Origin of the sequence: Mycobacterium bulgaricum (genome assembly GCF_041287165.2) — a bacterium.
GTDB lineage: Bacteria > Actinomycetota > Actinomycetes > Mycobacteriales > Mycobacteriaceae > Mycobacterium > Mycobacterium bulgaricum.
In genome coordinates this window covers 1-20,873 of sequence record NZ_JBGGKV020000004.1, presented here as the reverse complement: position 1 = coordinate 20,873, position 20,873 = coordinate 1, and the positions used below count along the sequence as shown (strand labels likewise).

The 20,873-nt window shown below is 66.5% G+C and carries 17 protein-coding genes; 6 read left to right on the top strand and 11 right to left on the bottom strand.

Annotated features, from left to right (window positions below):
• Nucleotides 1–11 precede the first annotated feature (11 nt).
• A complete protein-coding gene (locus tag ACAG24_RS13250) occupies nt 12–2,813 on the top strand; it encodes a helix-turn-helix transcriptional regulator (protein ID WP_370472701.1) in 2,802 nt (933 codons plus the stop codon).
• On the opposite strand, the gene ACAG24_RS13245 is transcribed toward ACAG24_RS13250, so the two are convergent.
• The 3 genes from ACAG24_RS13245 to ACAG24_RS13235 are packed head-to-tail and all read right to left on the bottom strand — an operon-like array spanning nt 2,810 to nt 6,505.
• Nucleotides 2,810–3,592 (bottom strand): glucose 1-dehydrogenase, encoded by a 783-nt coding sequence (locus tag ACAG24_RS13245; protein ID WP_370472700.1) that lies wholly within the window; start codon nt 3,590–3,592, stop codon nt 2,810–2,812. The genes ACAG24_RS13250 and ACAG24_RS13245 overlap by 4 nt on opposite strands.
• A complete protein-coding gene (locus tag ACAG24_RS13240) occupies nt 3,589–5,598 on the bottom strand; it encodes a flavin-containing monooxygenase (protein ID WP_370472699.1) in 2,010 nt (669 codons plus the stop codon). Before ACAG24_RS13240 ends, ACAG24_RS13245 begins: the two co-directional genes overlap by 4 nt.
• A 37-nt stretch (nt 5,599–5,635) precedes the next feature.
• Nucleotides 5,636–6,505: an alpha/beta fold hydrolase gene (locus ACAG24_RS13235; RefSeq protein WP_370472698.1), complete on the bottom strand. Its 870-nt coding sequence runs from the start codon at nt 6,503–6,505 to the stop codon at nt 5,636–5,638.
• 53 nt (nt 6,506–6,558) lie between these two features.
• Here ACAG24_RS13235 and ACAG24_RS13230 point away from each other — a divergent pair, with 53 nt between their 5' ends.
• Entirely contained in the window at nt 6,559–7,359 is an 801-nt protein-coding gene (locus ACAG24_RS13230) for an SDR family NAD(P)-dependent oxidoreductase (RefSeq protein ID WP_370472697.1), read from the top strand.
• On the opposite strand, the gene ACAG24_RS13225 is transcribed toward ACAG24_RS13230, so the two are convergent.
• The 3 genes from ACAG24_RS13225 to ACAG24_RS13215 all read right to left on the bottom strand — a co-directional run bounded on the left by ACAG24_RS13225 (nt 7,360) and on the right by ACAG24_RS13215 (nt 8,980).
• Nucleotides 7,360–7,713, bottom strand: coding sequence for a Fe-S protein (locus ACAG24_RS13225; protein WP_370472696.1), 354 nt, complete (start codon nt 7,711–7,713; stop codon nt 7,360–7,362).
• 73 nt (nt 7,714–7,786) lie between these two features.
• On the bottom strand, nt 7,787–8,326 hold the full coding sequence (locus tag ACAG24_RS13220; protein ID WP_370472695.1) for a cysteine hydrolase family protein: 540 nt from the start codon (nt 8,324–8,326) through the stop codon (nt 7,787–7,789).
• A gap of 33 nt (nt 8,327–8,359) precedes the next feature.
• On the bottom strand, nt 8,360–8,980 hold the full coding sequence (locus ACAG24_RS13215; protein WP_370472694.1) for a TetR/AcrR family transcriptional regulator: 621 nt from the start codon (nt 8,978–8,980) through the stop codon (nt 8,360–8,362).
• A 60-nt stretch (nt 8,981–9,040) separates the two neighbouring features.
• Between ACAG24_RS13215 and ACAG24_RS13210 the strand changes: the two genes are divergently transcribed.
• Nucleotides 9,041–10,240 (top strand): oxygenase MpaB family protein, encoded by a 1,200-nt coding sequence (locus ACAG24_RS13210; RefSeq protein WP_370472693.1) that lies wholly within the window; start codon nt 9,041–9,043, stop codon nt 10,238–10,240.
• 107 nt (nt 10,241–10,347) lie between these two features.
• On the opposite strand, the gene hpnE is transcribed toward ACAG24_RS13210, so the two are convergent.
• A complete protein-coding gene (hpnE, locus tag ACAG24_RS13205) occupies nt 10,348–11,709 on the bottom strand; it encodes a hydroxysqualene dehydroxylase HpnE (RefSeq protein WP_370472692.1) in 1,362 nt (453 codons plus the stop codon).
• Nucleotides 11,710–11,791: 82 nt separating this feature from the next.
• Here hpnE and ACAG24_RS13200 point away from each other — a divergent pair, with 82 nt between their 5' ends.
• Together ACAG24_RS13200 and ACAG24_RS13195 are read left to right on the top strand one after the other, a co-directional pair.
• Nucleotides 11,792–13,735 (top strand): flavin-containing monooxygenase, encoded by a 1,944-nt coding sequence (locus ACAG24_RS13200; protein WP_370472691.1) that lies wholly within the window; start codon nt 11,792–11,794, stop codon nt 13,733–13,735.
• A gap of 1 nt (nt 13,736) precedes the next feature.
• The gene (locus tag ACAG24_RS13195; RefSeq protein WP_370472690.1) at nt 13,737–14,762 is read left to right on the top strand and encodes an alcohol dehydrogenase catalytic domain-containing protein; all 1,026 of its coding nucleotides are present in this window, start codon (nt 13,737–13,739) and stop codon (nt 14,760–14,762) included.
• A gap of 99 nt (nt 14,763–14,861) precedes the next feature.
• Here the strand turns inward: ACAG24_RS13195 and ACAG24_RS13190 are convergent, their stop codons facing one another.
• A complete protein-coding gene (locus ACAG24_RS13190; RefSeq protein WP_370472689.1) occupies nt 14,862–15,221 on the bottom strand; it encodes a DUF4345 domain-containing protein in 360 nt (119 codons plus the stop codon).
• A 43-nt stretch (nt 15,222–15,264) separates the two neighbouring features.
• On the opposite strand from ACAG24_RS13190, the gene ACAG24_RS13185 reads away from it, so the two are divergent.
• On the top strand, nt 15,265–16,026 hold the full coding sequence (locus ACAG24_RS13185) for a helix-turn-helix transcriptional regulator (protein WP_370472688.1): 762 nt from the start codon (nt 15,265–15,267) through the stop codon (nt 16,024–16,026).
• A gap of 71 nt (nt 16,027–16,097) precedes the next feature.
• On the opposite strand, the gene ACAG24_RS13180 is transcribed toward ACAG24_RS13185, so the two are convergent.
• The 3 genes from ACAG24_RS13180 to ACAG24_RS13170 all read right to left on the bottom strand — a co-directional run.
• On the bottom strand, nt 16,098–17,438 hold the full coding sequence (locus ACAG24_RS13180; RefSeq protein WP_370472687.1) for a PE-PPE domain-containing protein: 1,341 nt from the start codon (nt 17,436–17,438) through the stop codon (nt 16,098–16,100).
• 617 nt (nt 17,439–18,055) lie between these two features.
• Nucleotides 18,056–20,320, bottom strand: coding sequence for a SpoIIE family protein phosphatase (locus ACAG24_RS13175; protein WP_370473058.1), 2,265 nt, complete (start codon nt 20,318–20,320; stop codon nt 18,056–18,058).
• Between the two features lie 182 nt (nt 20,321–20,502).
• Nucleotides 20,503–20,873, bottom strand: a 371-nt coding sequence (locus tag ACAG24_RS13170; RefSeq protein ID WP_374150775.1) for an MspA family porin, incomplete at its 5' end; no start/stop codon positions are given.

Below are 20,873 nucleotides of genomic sequence, written 5' to 3'. Positions count from 1 at the left end.
TCGCCGAAGTGATGCGCGGCGCTTTGCCCGCTGCGATGATGAACGGCGTGTCCAGCGCTAGCACCACGGCAGACGACGATCCGCTGGTTGCTGAGTTCCTGGACGCCGCCGCCGCCAAACCGACCGGTCTGATCATCGAGGGCGACGCCGGGATCGGGAAGACCACGCTGTGGCTGGCACAGCTGCAACGCGCCGGCGACCGCGGGTTCCGGGTGCTGACGGCGCGGGTCGGGCAGGCCGAGTCGGTGATGGCGTTCGCCGCCCTGGCCGATCTGCTCGGCGACGTCGAAGACGAGCACTTCGCGTCGTTGCCGGGCCTCCAGCGACTGGCCCTGGACCGCCTGCTGTTGCGCGCGGGCAGCGACGGGCCTCCGACCGACCAGCGGGTGGTCGCGGCTGGTTTTGTCGCGGTGCTGCACGCGCTGGCCGAGACGTCACCCGTCCTCGTCGCCATCGACGACGTTCAATGGCTGGACACCTCCAGCCGGGCCGCCATCGAGTTCGCGATGCGCCGCCTCAAGGGCCCGTTCGGCGTCCTGCTGACCGAGCGCTGCTCGCCGGGCGACGGTGCGGCCGCCGGATGGCTGAAACTCGACCGGCCCGACGGTGTCGGCCGGGTCGGCGTGCATCCGATGAATTCAGCGCAGGTGCACACGCTGATCTCAGAGCGGCTGGGCCGCAAGCTGACTCGGCCGTCCTTACTGCGGATCGCCGAAATATCGGGCGGAAATCCGTTTTTCGCGCTCGAACTGGCGCAAGCACTCGGCGACGGTCGGAGCGGCTCCGATCTTCCGCTCCCCGCGACCCTCACCGACGTGGTGCGGCGAAGAATCGGGCGGCTCGACGACCGGGCACGTGAGCTGCTGCTCGGCGCCGCGTGCGTCGCGGACCCGACGACCGAACTTCTGGCCCGCGCCAACAACGTGTCGGTCGAAGAGATCACCTCCCAGCTGGAGCAGGTCGAGTCTGCGGGCATCATCGCGCTGGAGGGCAACCGCGTGCGGTTCACCCATCCGCTGCTCGCCAGCGGCGTCTACACCGATGCCGGACCGACTGCGCGGCGTGCGATGCACCGCACCATGGGCCTGCTGGAAACACAGCCCGAATTGCGGGCACGGCACCTGGCACTCGCTTCGGCCAGCGGGGACGAGGAGATCTTCACCGCGCTCGATCAGGCGGCCGATGCCGCGCGCGCCCGGGGGGCACCCGCTGCCGCCGCCGAATTGGTCGACCTGGCGATCGGGTTGGGCGGGGACAATCCGCTGCGCCGGATGAAAGCTGCGGAGAACCACTTCCTGGCGGGCAACACGGCGAAAGCGGCCACCGCACTGGGCCGGGTCGAGTCGATCGAGCCGGCGATCCTGCGTGCGCTCGCGGCGAGCCTCCTCGCGACGGTGCTGATGTACGAGAACGAGCATCGCGAAGCCGTCGAGTTGTTGCGCACGGCACTGGACGACGCCGCGGGCAACGCGCCGGTCCAGGTTCAGGTGTTGCTGCGACTGTCGTTCGCGCTGAACAACATCGGCGAGCTCGACGATGCCCGCAGGCACGCCCGCGATGCGGTCAAGCTGGCCGAGGAGCTCGGGGTCCCCGGTGTCACCAGCGCGGCGCTCGCGTGGTCTGTGCACGTCAGTTTCCAGTGCGGGCGCGGTCTCGACGAGGAGTCGCTGACACGGGCGCTCAAGCTCTACGACAGCGCTTTCGACGTCCCCATCATCTTCCGTGCCCCGTTCGTGCACGCCCTCGCGATGTCGTGGACGGGACGGCTCGAGCAGGCCCACCGGGAACTCACCGCCGTGCGCAGCGTCTGCGTCGAGCGGGGCGCCGAAAGCGACATGATGGCGATCGCCGGCTTTTTGGCGATCAATCATCTCTGGCGGGGTCAGCTCGCCGCCGCGGAGGCCGAAGCCGCCGAGGCCGTGGAGCGCGCGGAGCAACTCGGCGGCGACGACGTGCTCATCATCCCCATGACGGTGCGCGGAGCGATGGCCGCCTACGCGGGCCGGATCGAGGATGCCCGGGCCGATGCCCAGTGGGTTCTCGGCGCGGTAAAGAACCGGCAGGTGTCCCATATCGCGGACTGGCCGGGGATGACGTTGTGCTTCCTCGAAGAGTCGCTCGGCAATCACCGCGAAGCGCTTGAGGCGCTGGACAGTTCGTTCTTGGCGCGGGACCAGACGCCGTCGACGGAATTGATGTACGGATGGCATCTCCCCGACGTGATCGAGGCGATGGTGGGCGTCGGACGCCTTGACGACGCCGACTTCCTCACCACGGCGTTGGAACAAAACGGTGCCGTACACGACCGCATCTGGATGAAGGCGGTGGGGTCGCGGTGTCGTGCGATGCTGCTGGCGGCCCGCGGCGATGTGGGCGCCGCTGAACTGGAGGCCCATCGCGCCATGACGATGCACGAGCTTCTTCCGATGCCGTTCGAACGCGCCAGGACTCAGCTGCTGCTGGGTCAGCTCCAGCGAAGATTGCGCCAGAAGCACACGGCGGCAACGAATTTGACCCTGGCCATGGAGGCTTTCGAGCGCCTGGGGACTCCGCTGTGGGCGCTGCGGGCCAAAGCCGAGCTGTCGCGTGCCGTGGTGGCGCCGTCCGACGGGGTCAGCCCGTTGACACCGTCCGAGCAGCGGGTCGCGGAGATGGCGGCGACAGGGGCCACCAACAAGGACATCGCAGCCGCGATGTTCATCAGCAGCAAGACTGTCGAGCACAACCTGACGAAGATCTATCGCAAACTCGGCATCAGCTCACGCGCCGAGCTCGGCAGACGCATGGATCAGGACAACCCGGGCGCCCGCTAGGTGATCCACTCCGGCTGCTGATCGACGTCGACAGCGGAGAAGTCCTTGTGCGCGAGACCGGCGAGGGTTCCGCCGTCGACGACGAACTCCGCACCGGTCGAGTAGCTGGATTCGTCGCTGGCGAGGTACACGACGAGGTTGCTGACCTCGTGGGGCGCGGCGATGCGGCCCAGCGCCGACTGGAAGATGTCTTCGGGAACCCAGTCCGCCATCGGCGTCTTCACCAGCCCCGGGTGTATCGAGTTGACGCGAATCCCGAAGGCCCCCAGCTCCAAAGCCGTCGACTTCGTCAGACCCCGGACCGCGAATTTCGTGGCGGTGTAGCCGTGGCACCCGATCGTGCCCGCCATACCCTCGATCGAGGAGATGTTGACGATCGAGCCGCGGCCCGCGGCCTTCATCGTCGGCGTCACGGCACGGATTCCGAGGAACACCCCGGTGAGGTTGATGTCGAGTATGCGGTGCCACTCGGCGAGGTCGTAGTCCTCGACCGTACCGATGTTGAGGATGCCCGCGTTGTTCACCAGGATGTCGACGCCACCGAATTCCTCGACGGCGGTGCCGACGGCCGACTCCCAGTCCTCGGTGCGGGTGACGTCGAGGTGTACGTAGCGGGCGGCATCGCCGAGCTCTTCGGCCACGAGTTCGCCCTCGGTATCAAGGATGTCGCCGCACACCACCTTGGCGCCGTGCGAGGCCATCACCCGGGCGTGCGATGCACCCATGCCTCTGGCGCCTCCGCTGATGAGAGCGACCTTGCCCGCCAACCGTCCCGTCATGAAACCTCCTGTGTCCGTTGCTTGTCGAATGGCTTATCGAATGGCTTAGTGAACGAATAGTCGCCGGGGTTCGGACGGTGTGTCCACTTCCAGTAATCGGCGATGCGCCACGCGAAGAGCGTGGGGAGCTCGCCGGCGGCGTTCTTGTAGTAGCTGCTGCTGACAGCGGGGTGGGCGTAGACCATGGTCTGCAATCGCTCCTGGCTTCGGCGGTCGTAGTCGGAGCAGACTTCGGCGAGCGGCTCTGCGGATGCGGCGCCCGAAGCCAGGATCATGTCGATGCAGCCGAGGATGTAACGCATCTGGCACTCGGAGTTGTAGATGATGCTGGCGCCGTTGACGGCGTTGGTGCCGGGTCCGAACATGCAGAAGAGGTTGGGGAATCCCGTCACGGTCACGCCGAGGTAGGCATACGCGGCATCGCCCCACGCCTCGTTGAGACCGACGCCTCCCCTGCCGCGGATGTCGATGGGGCCGAGCTGATGGTTCACATCGAATCCGGTGGCCCACAACAGCACATCGGCGCGGCGGTGCACCCCGCGGGTATCGGTGACTCCGCCCGCGGTGATCTCGGCGATGCCGTCGGTGATGAGGTCGACGTCGTCGCGCTGCAGCGTGGTCAGCCACGTACCGTCGTCCTGCAGGGTACGTTTGCCCATCGGTGGATATCCGGGCGTCACCTTCGCGAGAAGTTCTTCGTCATCGGCGAACGCCCGCATCCAGGCGATGAACATGTCGCGAATCGCCTGATTGCCTGCGCTGACCGACAATCCCCCGGTGTCCCAGTCAGGGTCGATGGTGATCTGCTCGTCGAGGGCGTCCGCGATCGGCCACCACGACACGAACCGCAGCCAGCGCCCGTAGTAGGGCAGGTGCCTGGTGGCCCATCGAGCGCCCGGGCTGACCGGCTCGTGGTAGTGCACGTTGGGCGCCATCCACTGCGGTGTGCGCTGGTACACGTCGATGTGGGCGGCGGTGCCGGCGATCGCAGGCACCAACTGGAAGCCACTGGCGCCTGCGCCGATGACCGCGACGCGCTTGCCGTCGAGGTCGATCGAATCGTCCCACGCTGCCGTGTGGCACGCCGGACCGGCGAAGTCCTTGGCGCCGTTGATGTCCGGGATGACCGCGGTGCTGAACTGGCCGACGGCGCAGATGAGCGCCCGAGCCGTCAATTCCTCGACCCCGCCGTGTGCGCCGCGCACCCGCACCCGCCACGTCGACGTGGCGTCGTCCCAGGCCGCACCTGTGACCTCGGTGTCGAACCGGACGTGCTCGGCGATGCCGTGACGGTCCATGACGTCACGCAGATAGCGCAGGATCTCCGGCTGCGTGGCGTAGTGGTGCTCCCAGTGGTCGGTCGGCTCGAAGGAGTAGGTGTAGTACTGGCTCGCGATGTCGACCCGGCAACCGGGGTACCGGTTGGCCAGCCATGTACCGCCGACACCCGGTTGCTTCTCGACGATCGTGAACGGAATGCCGGCCTGCTTGAGCTTGATGCCCGCCAGCAGCCCGGCCTCGCCGCAGCCGATCACCACAACCGGGAAGCCGGCGCGCTGCGGCGCCGATGACGCCAGCGCCGGCCCGTTCTGATCGACGTCGGTGATACGTAGGTCGGCAGCGACATAGTCGACGAACTCGCTGCCGACCTGCCCGGCGGAGATGACGTCGAGCATGACCCGCAGCTGGTGTTCGTCGGGCACGAACGGGGGCGGACAACCCCGGTCGCGGTAGTCGCGGGCCACCTCGAATGCCCTGGCGCGCACGGCATCTTTGTCGGGCTCGCTCATGCCGCCCTGCAGGTCCATCGCGATGAGCATGAACGGTCGCGGCAGTTCGTCGAGAATGCTCAGATCGCCGGTCATGTGGACCATCGACATCAGCAACGCCGGGACGCTGGCCTCGTCGATCGCGGCTTTGAGGATCTCGTCGTCATCGTCGAAAGGAAGACCTGTCAGGCGCGCCAGTTCGGGATCGCGCACCTCCGCACCGGTGAGATGTGGCACGCACCACACCATACACATCAGTTCTGTTGGATGGTCTCTATTGAGGGCCTTCCTGCCGGGCGAGGAAATCGAGCACCGCGTCGGCGAAAAGATCGTTGCGATCGCCCGCCACCATGTGGCCGGCTCCCTCGACATCGACGAAGGCGACTTGCGGGAAGCGCGCCAGGAACTCGGACGCGCGCTCATGACTCACCAGATCGCTGACCTGACCGCGGACCAGCAGCATGGGCACGCCGTCGGCGACGATCCGCGCGACGGCGGAATGCAGGCGCTCGACGTCGGTGACCTCCATCGGCGGGTGGGTCGCGGACCCATCGATGAACTGGGGATCCCAGTGCCAATACCACCGATCTCCTCTGTGGCGCAGGTTGTTTCGCAGCCCGTCGAGATCAGCGGGCCGGGGGCGGTGGGGGTTGAATTCGGCGATCATGTCGGCCACCTCATCGAGGGAGGCGAAACCGTCCACCATCTTGTCGGCCATGAACGCGTGAATGCGCTCCGCACCCAGGGGATCCATGTCGGGCACGATGTCGACGAGCACCACCGCCGCCGCGATGCCGGGCGACAGTTCGCCGGCGAGCAGCATCGACGTGAGGCCGCCGAGGGATGCGCCGACGAGCACAGGGCGGGGCGGCACGTGGAGAAGGATCTGCCGCACGTCGGCGGCGAAGCTCGCGACCCGGTAGTCGCCGTCGGCCGACCAGTCCGACTCGCCGTGGCCGCGCATGTCGACCGTGACCGCCTGCCACCCGCGCCGTGCGACCGCCGACGCCGCCCGTCCCCACGATCGACGGGTCTGACCGCCGCCGTGCAGGAAGACCACGGCGCGCGCTGTGGGGTCACCCTGGCGGTCGGCTGCGATTCGCACCCCGCCGTGCCCTTCGGTGACGAAGCGCTCAAACATCATCTTCGGATGCTAACGACGGCCTCGTCGCCTTTCCCGTAGGCCATACTGTGGCGATGCTCAACGGTCTGGTCGGCAAGGGTGTTCTGGTGACGGGTGCGGCGTCGGGTATCGGGGAAGCCACGGTGCGGCGACTGCTCGACGAGGGCGCGACAGTCGTCGGCATCGATGTGGCGCCGGACGGCCCCTCGGACCTGCAGGGCGCTTTTCACTACGTAACCGGCGACATCCTGGAGCCGGCCGTCGTAGAGCGCGCGGTGACGGCTGTGACCGACAGGGTCGGCCGGCTCGACGGCATCGTCCACTCCGCGGGTGTCGGTGGCGGTGGCCCGATTCACCTTCTGCCCGACGACGAGTGGGACCGCGTTGTCGACATCAACCTCAAGGGCACCTTCGTGGTCATGCGCGCCGCGCTCACCCAGATGATGACCCAGGAGCGTGTCAACGGTGAACGGGGTTCCATCGTCACACTTTCCAGCATCGAAGGCCTGGAGGGCACCGCGGGCGGCAGTGCGTACAACGCATCCAAAGGCGGCGTCGTCCTGCTGACCAAGAACGCCGCGATCGACTACGGCCCCAGCGGAATCCGGGTCAACGCAATCTGCCCCGGCTTCATCGAGACGCCGTTGTTCGAATCCGTCATGGGCATTCCGGGGATGGAGGGGCCGCGGGATGGGTTACGCCACGAGCACAAGCTGCGCCGCTTCGGCAGGCCTGCTGAAGTCGCTTCGGTCGCAGCGTTTCTCGTGTCCGCGGAAGCCAGCTTCGTCAGTGGCCAGGCCATCGCGGTGGACGGCGGTTACACCGCGGGCCGCGATCATCACGTCACCAAATTGCTGGGCCTCGGCGAGCAATAGTCACCACACCACCGCGACGGCAGCCGCGGTGAACGCGAGGGCTCCCACGGCGTAGAACATCGGGCGCGGCACCGCGTGCCCGGTGCGCCGCTGACGCGCGTTGCCCATGCCGAGCAATCCGCCGAGGACAATCAGGATCGCCATCTTGATCCCGATCTTGGGGTAGTTGAGGGCGATTCCGGCAGGCCACGGCGCGGCCAGCGCGAGGCCGGTGAGCAACGAGAGCAACAGCCCGTAGTCCATCAGGCGGGTCGTGCGCAGGCGTGCGGCCGCGGCCTCGGCGACCCAGGCCCCGAACGTGACCGCGAAGCCGACGATGTGCAGCAGAATAACTACGGAGCGTAGTACTTCCATGGGCCGAGGCTACAACAACGTCGACGCCGGAAACCCTCGGATCTTGCCCGATACCGCTCGGATCAGGCCACCCTCACGGAAGGCAGTCCGTTGATGCCGAGAGCTCGGCCTTCATGTTGCGCTCCATCATCGACAGCGCCGCCTTACCCAGCTCGGAGTCGATGTGGGCCACGGCATCTGGCGGAACCACCACGTCGTAATGGCGCACGTAGCCGTCCAGGGCGGTATAGAGGATGCACTGCTCGGTGACCTGCCCGGTGAGGATGATGCGGCGCACCCCGAGGCGCGTCAGTAGGTAGTCGAGCGGCGTCGCATAGAACGCGCTGTGGCGCACCTTCAACAGGAACTGACTGTCGGTGTCGGGCGCCAACGGCTCGACCAGATCGGGGCGGGCCCCGCTCAGCGCGGACTCGACGATATTGCCTTTGTCGGCCGTGAAGTCGCCGTAGTTGTCGTTCACATAGATCACGTCGACGTCATCGCGGTCTCGCGATCTCTTCACGAGATCTGCGAGCGGATCCACGATCTCGCCGACGTTGTCGGCCAGTTCTTCGGCGTCGGGATGGTCGTATGTGTTGAACATGTCGATCACGAGCAGCGCGGTCTCACTCATGTCCGACGTCTTACCCGCTGTCACGCGACCTAGTCACGGCGGTGTCAGTGCGGCTCCGAGCATCCGGGCGGTCAACGCAACCATCGCGTCACGGTCGGACCCCGGTGGGCGCTGCAGCGCGATCCGCAGGCATGCACTCGACGTCACGCCCATCGTGAGGAATACCAGGTCGCGCAGTTCGGACGGCGACAGGTCCGGTCGGGCCCGGCCGGGGATCGCGCTGCCGAGCGGCAGAAGGCTGCGCTCGATCTCGTCCATGGCGGTGTGATTGAGGTGTGGCGGAACGTCGAAAGATGAGGCTGTCAGCGCTGCCTGCACCACCGGCGCGTGTTTCTCGTAGGCGGCGGTCAGTGTCTCCACCACCACGAGGGCCGCCGCGCCGACGTCGAGATCGAGCGCCTTTCCCACGGCGCGGACCAACTCGAAGGAGATGTCGCGGGCGGCCTCGTCGACGAGCTCCGCGACAATGGCTGCGCGGTCGGGAAAGTAGCGATAAACAGTGCCGATGCTGACGTGGGCGGCGTCGGCGACGGCCTGGGTCGTCAACACGGCAGCGCCGCGTCCGGCGATCAGCCGCAACGCGGTGTCGAGGATTCGGCGCCGCATCTCCCGGGCCCGCTGTTGCTGCGGCAGAGACCGCGCGCGTGCCGACATCCGAGCCCTCCCCAAAGGTGAGTAGTAACTGAGGCATTCTCATGTTTGCATGGAGTCATGATGCTCGAGCACACATCGGTACCGAACGCCGACGTGGCGGCCCGCCGCTACGGCCAACTGGGCCGGGACTGGATCGCCGGCACAGGCATCGGCGACCACCTGGCCGACGCTGTCGTCGCCGACTTCTCGACCCTGCCGCCCGGCGCGGGCATGGCGATGTTCCGCGATGCCGTATCGCAGGGCATCGATGCCGTCGACAGGGCGCCCGCGTCTCTGCGCGCCCTCTTCGCCGAGGTCGACACCGAGCCGAACTGGCTCGACCACGACCGCCTGGACCGTGCGGCCGGACATCTTGTCCGCCACATGGCGTCATACGGCATCGTGCTCGGCGCCGCGTCGCTGACGGCGGGAGCGATGAACAGGACCGCGGGAATGCCCCTGGTGATGACCGGGCGGTACACCAGCCAGGCCGCGATTCGATCCCTCAAGGTGGGGTCGTGGATGGAAACGATCCTGACCCCGGGTGGATTGCGCCGCGGCGGCGCCGGGTTCGCGACGACGCTGCGGGTGCGACTGATCCACGCGTTCGTTCGCCGCCACCTGCGGGACAGCGGCGAATGGGATGCCGCAGCGTGGGGGGCGCCGATCCCTCAGAGTTTCATGGCGTTCACGATCGCCGAGTTCGGCCATGTCGCACTGGCGGCGATGCACCGGCTCGGAGTGCGGTACACCGACGACGAACTCGATGACATCTATCACTTCTGGCGGTACGTCGGATTTCTCAACGGTGTCGGACCCGAACTCAATCCCACGAACGAGGCCGACCATATCCGCATCGAAGAGTTGTATCTGCTCACGGCCGCCGACCCCGACGACGGCGACCGGGATTTCGTGCGTGCACTCACCCACGACTATCTCGCTGTCGAGATCGCCGAGTTGCTGCCCGTTGGCGGCGACCGCGCACACAGCCTCGCCGTCGCCGTGGTCAACGGGTTGACGCGTGCCTTCCTCGGCGAGACCGGCGCCGCCAAGCTGGGCGTGCCAGACACGGTTTTCAAGCACTTACCCACTTTGCTCAGCCCCGTGGTCGGCACCGTGAATCTGACCCTTGCAGCCCTTCCCGGGGTGACCGATCTGCGGACCAGGCGCGCCTTGGCCAACCACTCGCGCGTGATGGCCCAGCAGCGCAAGCGGTACGGGATGAGCCATGACTTGGTCGATGCCGCGCCCGACGGAAGTGAGCACCCCGCCGCGGTGTGAGGTCGACACCGCGAAATCAACTTTCAGAAATGGTCTCTCGCGCCGACGAGCTCATGTACCTCGACAAGGGGGCCCGATCCGCGAGGGACGCGGACATCACCGGCTGGTCAACAGCGGCTGAGCTCAGCGTGAATCAGATCCACTGCACGCGAGGCGCTTTGGGCCGCACCCTCCATGGTCGTCGGCCAGTCGTTGTGGGTCCAGTCCCCCGCGAGGGCGAGATTCGGCACCGCCGTGCGGTTCTCGGGCCTGATCGTGGACATCCCGACGCGCGACGAGAACGTCGCTTTGGCCCACGGCACCACGGTGACGTCGAGCACCCGCGCATCGCGGGCGGCCGGATAGCTCGCGCGCAGCGCCGCGACGAGCCGGTCGGCGACCTCGGCGTTCCTCAACGGCATCAGATCGTAGGCCGCACATGTGGTCAGGGCATACAGATGAGTGCCGTCGGCACGGGGACCGTGCATGCGGTCGCGGTCGAACACCCAGCCGATATCGCTGTCCAACAACGACTCCCAGGGTGCCACGGTGCCGAGAGGGCGATCCAGGAGAATGTAGGCGTTCATGATCGGGATCGGCTCCAGTTTCTTGGCCGACAACCGCGCATCCTCCGAATGCGGCACCTCGTCCAAGAGCGATCGCAGATTCCACGACGGCACCGCGACCACGACGGCATCCGCGCCGAGCAACGATCCGTCGCCCAACTCGACACCGACGGCGCGCCCGTCGGTGACTGTCACCGAGGCCGCGCGGGTCCGCAACCGCACGTCGACTCCATGCTCGGCCATCACCCGCCGAGCCCCGTCGAGATACAGCGTTTCCAGATCCACCGTCGGATAACCGATTCGCACCGCGCCGGTGCCCTGTCGGCGCACCCGATCCGCGCCGGTACGCAGCAGCGCTGCGAAAGCATGCGCCGAGGCCAGGTGAGGCAATTCGTTGAGGAGCCCGATCACCATGGAGTCGAGGACGATCTTGCGGACTTTGCGAGGCATCCCGATTCGGTCGAACCACTCGTCGACGGTGATGTCGTCGAGCGTGTCGTCCAACCGGATCACGTCGCGCAGCAGGCGCACCCATGCCGGTATCGCAGGCAGCAGGGTCGGCACACCGAGCCCTCGCACGCGGCCCAGCAGGAGGCGCCGCGCGTTCGCGGGCCGAACGCCGAACCGTTCCACGTGACCACCGCGGTACCGCACGCCGAACTGGTCGGGAAACTCCAGAAAGTGCCGTGCTCCTACCGAATCCAGGTAACGGAAGATGTTGTCGTACGAACCCGCAAGGACGTGCTGCCCATTCTCGATCGCGTCGCCGCGGCTCGACGTCAGACCGATCGTGCGCCCGCCGAGCGAGCCGTTGCTTTCCAGCAGCGTGATCCGGTATCCGAGCTCGGCCAACCAGACCGTGGCCGCGAGGCCGGCCAATCCGCCGCCGACGACCACGACATGCTTGGCGTGCGAGCTGGTCATGAACGGATCGTAGAGGGCATTGCGCTACCGTCGTCCACAGCTATACGTTACGGCAAGTAGCGTATTTGATGAGAGGACACCGATGACGCGCACGTTCCACGCCGGGGCGCGCTTCTCCACCCCGACGTCTCAAATCGCCGAGGCGCTGGAGCAGGTGAGCATCCCGACGCTGCTGCTGACCATGGTGCACATCACGGGCGACCCGGCATTCATCCGCGACTTCGCACAGGCGGGCCTGTTCCTCAACGAAGTCCAGGGATTCATGAGCGAGGAGGACAAGGCCCGTGCCCGCGCCGCCGCGCTGCCCGCCATCGTCGAGTTCCGGGACCGGGGCTGCCCGACTCCGCCCCCACTGCCGCCCGCTCTGCTCAAGGAGATGCTCGACTGGGCGGCCGCCGAACCGGTGGACGACGACAACATGGCGCTGGTGTTGGAAGAGCTCGATCTCGACGGCGCCGACCCGCGCCGCCCGGCAGCTCTGGATCCGTCGCGCGCCGAGAAGTTCCGAGTGATCGTCATCGGCTGCGGAGAATCCGGAGTCCTTGCGGGCCTGCGCCTTCGACAAGCTGGTGTCTCGTTCGAGATCATCGAGAAGAACGGTGGGCCCGGCGGAACATGGTGGGAGAACACCTATCCCGGAGCCCGCGTGGACGTGGCCAACCACCTGTACTGCTACAGCTTCGAGCCGAGCAACCACTGGAGGCATTTCTTCGCCGAACAACCCGAACTCGCGGCGTACTTCGACGACGTCATGAACCGTCATGAGCTGCACAGCCATACGCGTTGGAACACCGAGGTGCTGGCGGCGACGTGGGACGAATCGACGGCGATGTGGGCGGTCACCGTGCGATCGGGCGCCGGAACCGAAACGTTGTACGCGCATGCGATCATCAGTGCCGTCGGCCAGCTCAACCGGCCCAACATGCCGGACTTCCCGGGCCAGGCGACATTCTCCGGTCCGTCGTTTCACTCCTCGGCCTGGGACCACTCAGTGGACCTCAGTGGCAAGCGAGTCGCCCTGATCGGCGCAGGCGCCAGCGGATTTCAGATAGCACCGGCAATCGCGGACACAGTCGATCGCCTCGACATCTTCCAGCGCACGGCGCAGTGGATGTTCCCGAACCCCGCCTACCACGACGCGGTCCCCGACGGCGTCCGATGGGCCATGGAACACCTCCCCTACTATGCGCGGTGGTACCGCTTTTTACTCATGTGGCCGGGCGCGGACAAGGGCCTCGACGCGGCCCGCGTCGACCCCGGGTACACGGATCAGGACGGCGGAACGGACTATGCGGTCAGTGAGGTCAACGCACTCGCCCGGATGATGTTCACCGACTGGATCACGACCCAGGTGGGCGATGACCCCGCGCTGCTGGAAAAGGTGCTGCCCGACTACCCGGCGACCGGGAAGCGAACATTACAGGACAACGGCAGCTGGCTCTCGACGCTGAGACGCCGCAACGTCAACCTTATTCGCACGCCGGTGAGAGAGGTGACGCCCCGTGGGGTCGTCACCGAGGACGGCCTGGCCTTCGACACGGACGTCATCGTCTATGCCACCGGATTCCGCGCCACCGAGGTTCTCACACCGATGACCGTCACCGGCCGCGACGCCGCCGATCTCCATACCGAATGGGGCACCAGGCCGTTCGCGTACCTCGGTATCACGGTGCCGAAGTTTCCCAACTTCTTTATGATCTACGGGCCGGGCACGCATCTGGCGCACGGCGGCAGCCTGATCATGCATTCCGAACTGGAGATGCGGTACATCAACGCGTGCATCGAACGCCTCGTATCGACCGGAGCACGCTCGATGGAACCGCTCGCCGGCCCCACCGAGGCGTGGCACCGGCGCACGCAGGAGAAGATCAAGCAGACGGTATGGGCTCACCCGTCGGTAAAACACTCCTACTTCAAGAATCCCGACGGCGAGATCCACACGGTGAGCCCCTGGCGGTTGTGCGAATACCGTGCCGCACTCCAGGATCCCGACTGGTCACACTTTCACCTCGTCGAGGAGGCCTGACGTGCGCGCAGTGGTTGTCGACAGCGAACGCCAGATCCAGGTGGCCACCCGCCCCGATCCTGTGCTGCCCGGTCCCGACGGCGCCATCGTCGAGGTGACGGCCACCGCGATATGCGGATCCGATCTGCACTTTCTGGAAGGTCACTATCCGATCGATCAGCCCGTGTCGATAGGGCATGAAGCCGTCGGCGTGGTCGTCGAAACCGGCTCGGAGGTCACCGGTTTCCGGGCGGGCGACCGGGTGCTGGTTTCCTCGGTCTCGGGTTGCGGCCGGTGCGCGGGCTGTCACACACAGGATCCGGTGAAATGCGTCCGCGGTCCGCAGATCTTCGGCTCCGGCCTGCTCGGCGGTGCCCAGGCCGACCTGCTCGCGGTGCCGGCCGCGGACTTCCAGCTCCTGGCCATTCCGGAGGGCATTGACACCGAGCAGGCATTGCTGCTGACCGACAACCTCGCGACGGGGTGGGCCGCTGCCAAACGCGCCGACATCCCGGTCGGCGGCACCGTCGTCGTGATCGGCGCGGGCGCGGTCGGCCAATGCGCGATCCGAAGCGCATTTGTTCTCGGCGCGGCAACGGTTTTCGCTGTGGACCCCGTCGAGGCGCGGCGCATGCGTGCAGCGGCTGTGGGTGCACGCGTCGTCGAAGCCCCGGCTTCGCAGACGATCCTCGACGCGACAGCAGGGTTGGGCGCCGACTCGGTCATCGATGCCGTCGGAACGGACGCATCCCTCGACGACGCCTTGGCCTCGATACGGACCGGCGGAACGCTGTCGGTCGTCGGAGTACACGACCTCGCGCCCTATCCCCTGCCCGCGCTCGTCTGTCTCTTGCGCAGCCTGACCATCCGGATGACCACAGCACCGGTACAGCAGACCTGGCCTGAGCTGATCCCCCTTCTCCAGGCCGGCCGCCTCCGCGTCGACGGCATCTTCACCGGCGCCCTTCCCCTCGACGACGCGGCGCAAGCCTATGCCGCCGCCGTCGCCCGGTCGGCAGAGCAACTCAAGGTGCAACTCATCCCCTGACCCGTCGGCACCGCGAGCGCGCGCGTCTGCTCATCGACACGCCGCAACCCGTGGCATTCTGGGAGCGCTCACCGGCGTCGAGCGCGCGCAACGGCACACTCACGCGACGGCGAACAAAGCCGCGGCAGCGGCGGTCTCGACCAGGAAGTAGAACCAGTTGGGGTAGAAGGGCGTTCGGCCGTCCACCGCGGACATCAGCCGCCCGGACGCCATACCGGCGAGAGCGGCAGCCACCGTCACCACGATCCCGCGCCTCAGAGTGGGGTCGGCCAGCGCCAGGAGGAGGACGACCGCGACGGCCAAGCCGAAGCCCCCGTAGACGGCGCGCACCTCCGATCGGGCCGTGGCCGAGCCCAACGTGACACCGAAGGGTGCCACCAGCCGGCCGGGTGCCGCGAAGGCATAGATCCCCATACCCGCGAAGAACATCGCTGCGCTCACGATGACGGCTGCGACCACGCTAATCTCCCTTCGACGGCCTTCCGGCTCCGAGGAGATCACCATGACAGCCGCGGAAGTCCCGGCGCTTCCACAAACCTGCTACCCGTCGGTGTGGATGTGGCCCGGCCAGGCCCTCTACGCCGGACCGAGTCTGAAGCTCGAGCCGCATTCGGGATCGGTGTGGTGTCTGGCCGTCGGCGCCGACGGTGATCTCACGGTCACCGCAGACGGGGTCGCGGTCGTCGCGCGCAGTGTTCTGGTACCGCCTCGGTTGACCCACCACCTGGACACTCACGGCGGCCGCTTGGTGTCGTGCTACTTCGATGCATCCTCGAAGCGGGTGACATCCTGTCGCACCCAATGCCGCAGCGTCACAGGCCCGTTCGCCGTCGATCACGTCAATTGCGCAGCACTGCAGGAACTTCCGACAGACGATGCCCGAGCCCGGCGCTGGCTGGACCTGGCCGCGCCGGCGTCGCCGTCCCCACTCGACCCACGCGTCGCCGACGCCCTCGCACGAATAGCCGCCGATCCGGCCGCCGGTGTACCCTCACGACAGCTCGCCGCAGACGTCGGCCTGTCGGAATCGCGGTTCCTGCACCTGTTTCAGGATCAGGTCGGCACCACACTGCGCCGTCACCGGTTGTGGATGCGCTTGATCGCCGCGGGGCGGGCACTACATGAGGGCAAGAATCTGACCGACGCCGCAGCGAATTCCGGTTTCGCCAGCCCGTCGCATCTGTCGGATCGGTTCAAGTCCACCTTCGGCCTGAGCGCGACCCAGTTGCTGGGGCACGGCACGATCCTGCACTTCTCGGGCTGACCGACACCCCCAGACACCACGATGCCCCGGCCGGAGGGCCGGGGCATCGGGTCAGCGGAGCCCGGGGAGGGTTACTCCGAAGATCCTGAGGAATCAGCAGATCCGCTGTCGTCGGACGAGCCGGAGTCGGTCGACGACACGGAGTCGGTCGACGAGATGGGGTCCCCCGACTCCGCGCCGTCGCCGGCGTCCTCATTGTCCGAGGAGGATTCGGCGGCGTCGCCACTGTCTGCAACCGTGGCCGTGTCGTCATCGGCGAGGGTTTCGACCTCGTCCTCGTCGACCTTGGCTTCGTCGACCTCGACCTCGGCGTCGGCCTTCGCAGGCTGCAGCGACGCTGCCGCGGTGGCCGGCACCTCTGCCGCGCTGGCGGTGGCGACCCTGTTGGCCTTCGTGGTGGCCACCCGGACCGGGGCGGCATCGGCGACGGCGACGGCGACGGGCGCAGCTTCGACAAGGGGCGCCGCGGCGGCGACCCGTGCAGTCGCAGAGACCGGAGCGGCGGCCGGTGCTGCGAGGGCGACAGGAACCGCCGAGACCAAAGACTTCGGCGCAGCCTTGACGGCGACCACGTCGTTGCGGAAATACGCAGCGTCGATCTTCGCCTTCAGCTCCGCTTCCCTCGGGGCGAGCGATGGGAACATCCGCACCAGTGGCAGCTTCTCGGCCGGAACCAGGTAATGGGTTGTCTTGCCGCCCAACGAGTTGACGTCCACATCGATGTTCTTCGCGGGCACCTTGGACAAGTCGGCGTACATCACCGGCACGTGCTGGTAGAGCGCGCCGGCGATGGCGTTGGTGATGGCGAGCGTGTTCCACCAACGGTCGGGGAAGTCGGCCATGCCGTCGTACTCGCCGGTGATGACGACGACGTCGTACTTGGTCTCAGGTGCGGGCCGGTAGGTGTAGTCGAACTTCTTGTTGTACTTGGCATTGTCGTCGATGATGTTCTGACGGCTGGAGTCCGCGACCACGACGAACGTGATCTTGTCTTTGCCCGGCGCGTTGGCGTTGGCGGCGAGGTCGCGAAGCACCTCGTTGACGACCAGCGAGCCCGCTGACAGGCCGACTACCGTGACCTTCTCACCGGCGCCGAGCTGGCCCAGAGCCGAGTTGATCTGGCTGGTGAGGTTTGTCTTGCCTGCAGTGATGGACTGACCGAGAGTCAGGTGGTTCTTTCCGGTCATCGGGCCGGCCTGTGCGGGCCAGTTGACGCTGACGCGCTGCTGGTTCTTGAACGCACCACCGAGCAGGGGTGCCATCAGGGTGTCGCTCATCGACGGCGTCGAGATGCCCCCGATGATCACGGCCCTGTTCGCGGCCTCCCCCATCGATGCGGTGGACAGTGCCAATGCGGCTGAAGCAAAGATTGCGCCGCACGCGACACCCGTTTTGCGCAGACTGATACCCATGAGATCTCCCCGGTGAAAAGCGATGATTTGACTCGCCGGATCGCCGGCGCCAGGAAAGCATATGGCTGAGATACTGTTACGCACTAGCAAAAATTTTGCTTTTCTAATGAATGCGCTGCCAGCAATGACTCTTTCCTTAGCCAATGGTTCGCTTGATGAGAGTTTACGGCGCCAGAATCTGCCCGCCCGATTCTCTGCCGCCCGCGGTTTACGCCTCTTAACTGCGGCTAATTAAGCTCAGCTGACCACATACGCCACAATGGCCACACTGGACACTTTAGCTGCGCCGCAGGTGCATGTTCGCCCACCGTTGCTGTATGGCAAATTGTGAATAAAGATTCGGAAGGCTAAGGATTGTCGTTAGCACAGTGTTATGCCGTGTGCATCCTGATGCGGAGCAACGAACTTTCCTACGCTTATCGAACTCGGCCCCGCCGAGGACACCCGCCCCCAAAATTAACGCACAGAGATTCTTGGGCTGGCGACAGCAAACCTGTGACCAACATTCGGATGCGCAGCCTCGCGGGGCAGCATCCGACGCCGCAGCTCGATCATCACGACTCAGACTGCGCAGCAAGCCATTTCAACCATCAGGCAGCCATCGACAACGGGAGTGGCTAGGCGGGTCGCGCCCGGTGGAGGGTGACGATCGTGACGTCGTCATCGGTGTGCCCGGCCGACATCGCCGTCCAGATCGCCGACGCCGGCACATCGCCGGCGCCCCCGAGCACGTCGGCCAATCGGTCTATTCCGTCGTCGATGACCTGTCCGCGTCGCTCGACCAGCCCGTCGGAGTACAGAACCAACCCTTGCCCCGGTTGGATGACGAACGAGCTCTGCGTGTGCTTGGCTCTGCTGACCCCGATCGGCGGCGACAGACGTATCGGCGCCTGCACCGCGGTGGGTGCGGATGTCGTCTGGAATGGCATCAGATGGCCTGCCGAAGCGGCCTCCACCACCCCGGAGCCCACGTCCACTCGGGTTACCAGCACAGTGGCGAACGCGCCGGGCAACATGTAGACGGCGAAATCGTTGAGCTGCTTGACCGCGTCACCGGGCGATGCCCCGGCGAACAGCTGGGCCCGAAGCGCGTTGCGCAGCTGCGCCATCGTGCCGGCGACGGTGACGCCGTGCCCGGCGACATCGCCGACCACAACGATCAGCCTGCCGTCGGGAAGCTCGAACGCGTCGTACCAATCTCCACCGACTCGCTCGCCGGCAGCAGGCTCATAGTGCGCCGAGAGCCGCCACTCCCGCAGTACGGGAAGTGAATCCGGAATCAGGCTGCGCTGCACCATTTCTGCCACACGTAGCGCCCCGCGCGCACGAAGGTACAGCGACTCCACCAGGTGACGCCGCAACGCGTCTGCCGACTCGGTCTCGGTGAGCGTCCACGATTCGCAACGTTCGCGCACCGTTTCCTGCCACCGATCGAACGACTTGCGCGGGCTGAGGCGCACCTGATCTCCCTCGGTGACCGCGATCGCTTTGTTGTGCGGGTCGCCGCCCCAATCCACGGATCGCAGCACCTCGCGGCGGAACCATGCGGCGTACTGACCGTCGGGAAGGTTCAGCACGAGCGCCCCGGCCGCAGTCTCGGCATCGATGCCCACGTCGGGCAGCGTGCGCGTCAAGCTGTCGGTGCGTGCGATTCCCTCCCCGGTGCTGCGAGCCCATGAGACGACAGCGGTCACTTCGTCAGGCGACGGCACCGTCCCACGGACCTGCCGTTCCCCGCCGATGTCGACCACGACGCCGTCCGCAGGGACCAGGTCGAGCAGGTCGGGCGCCCCGAGCAGGACCGACGTCAGCGGCTTCCCGTGGTCCATGGTGGCGGCGGTCAGCTTGGCCAGCATCGCCTGCGCATCGAGCCGCTTGTGCAGCTGATCGTCCTCGAACTGGTCGACCAGGCGCAGCGACAAAGTAGACCCGAGAAATTCGGCCGCGACCCTCGTGCCGAAGGGGGGCAGATGCGGGCCTGCGTAGTGGTGGCATGCGATCAATCCCCACAGACGACCGTGTCGCAGCAGCGAGATCGACATCGACGCGTGCACACCCATGTTCTGCAGGTACTCGATGTGGATCGGTGAGACGCTGCGCAGCGTGGCATGGGTCAGGTCTTGCGGCGCACCGACCGCGGGATCGACGGCCGGCACCAGGGCGGCGGGTGTGTAGTCGACGTCGGAGATGAGGCGCAGCCAGCTTTTCTCGTAGAGCGCCCGCGCCTGCGCCGGGATGTCGGTCGACGGATAGTGCAGGCCGAGGAACGAGTTCAGATCGTCGCGCTTGGCCTCGGCGACCACCTCGCCGTTGTACTCCTCGTCGTAGCGGTACACCATCACTCGGTCGAAGCCGGTGAGCTCCCGGACAGCCAGCGCGGTGGTGTCATAGAGCTCGGCGAGGGTCACCGCCTGATTCAGCTCGGCCACCGAACTGCGCACCGCTTGGTAAGTGTTCGGGAAGGAGTAGGGGCGTTCACCGTAGGCGATCTCGAGTTCGACCAGGAGAATGCCGCCCGCCTCGCGGTGCAAGATGGCGTCGAATTCGCGGCGTTCGCCATGCACCTCGATCGAGCACTCGACGGGATTGCGCTTGTGGAGATCGCCCATCATCGACGCGGCCGTCTGGACCCGGGCGGCCTGGTCGGCTCCCATCAGGGCCGACAGATGGTGCCCGAGAACCGTACCGATGGGGCGGCCCAGCAGCTCGTCGACATTTGCGCTGACCTGGCGGACTTCGAACTCAGGCTCGCGGACCACCGCCAGCACTCCCCGTGGCTGGATGCTGCCGGGGATGTGGATCGGCTCGCGGGCACAGTTGTCGAGGTCGATGGGCGTGCCGACGGGAACCAGATCGTTCGCAGGGTTGTCGCCGGGGGTCACGTGGCCGGCTGCACCGATTGGGTGATGAGCATCGGATGAAGCCTCCAGCTTCTGGGTGCGGTCGTGTTCGGCAGCCGATTGCGCCGCCCCCGTCTCGACAACGCTCACTCAAGCTTTACCAGTGATCATCCCACTTGACGTCCGTTGTGTGGACATGCAGGCAACGACGTCTTCGCGACGCGTCAGTTCATGTTCCAGGGAGCGCCGTAGGTGCTGACGCTGTCACCCCTTTTGGAGATGAGGCGGGCATACGGTCGCAGCAGCACGCCACCGGCGGCACCGGTCACGGTGCCGTGCGCGTTGGACACGGCCACCGAACCCGCCGCACCGGAGACATCGACCGAGAAGGTCGCGACTTCCTGGATGCCGGGGCCGTTGCCGAGGTCTGCCGTGATGGACACACCGGGAAGCAGCGGCGGGGTCACGATGTTGTTGCCGAAGCCGAAGTCGGGATCGCCGGCGTCGAAGGCGTAGCCGTCATAGGCGATGTTGGGGGTGGTGTAGCTGAAGTTGATGCCCACACCCAGCGACCACGGGAAGCCGACCTGGTAGC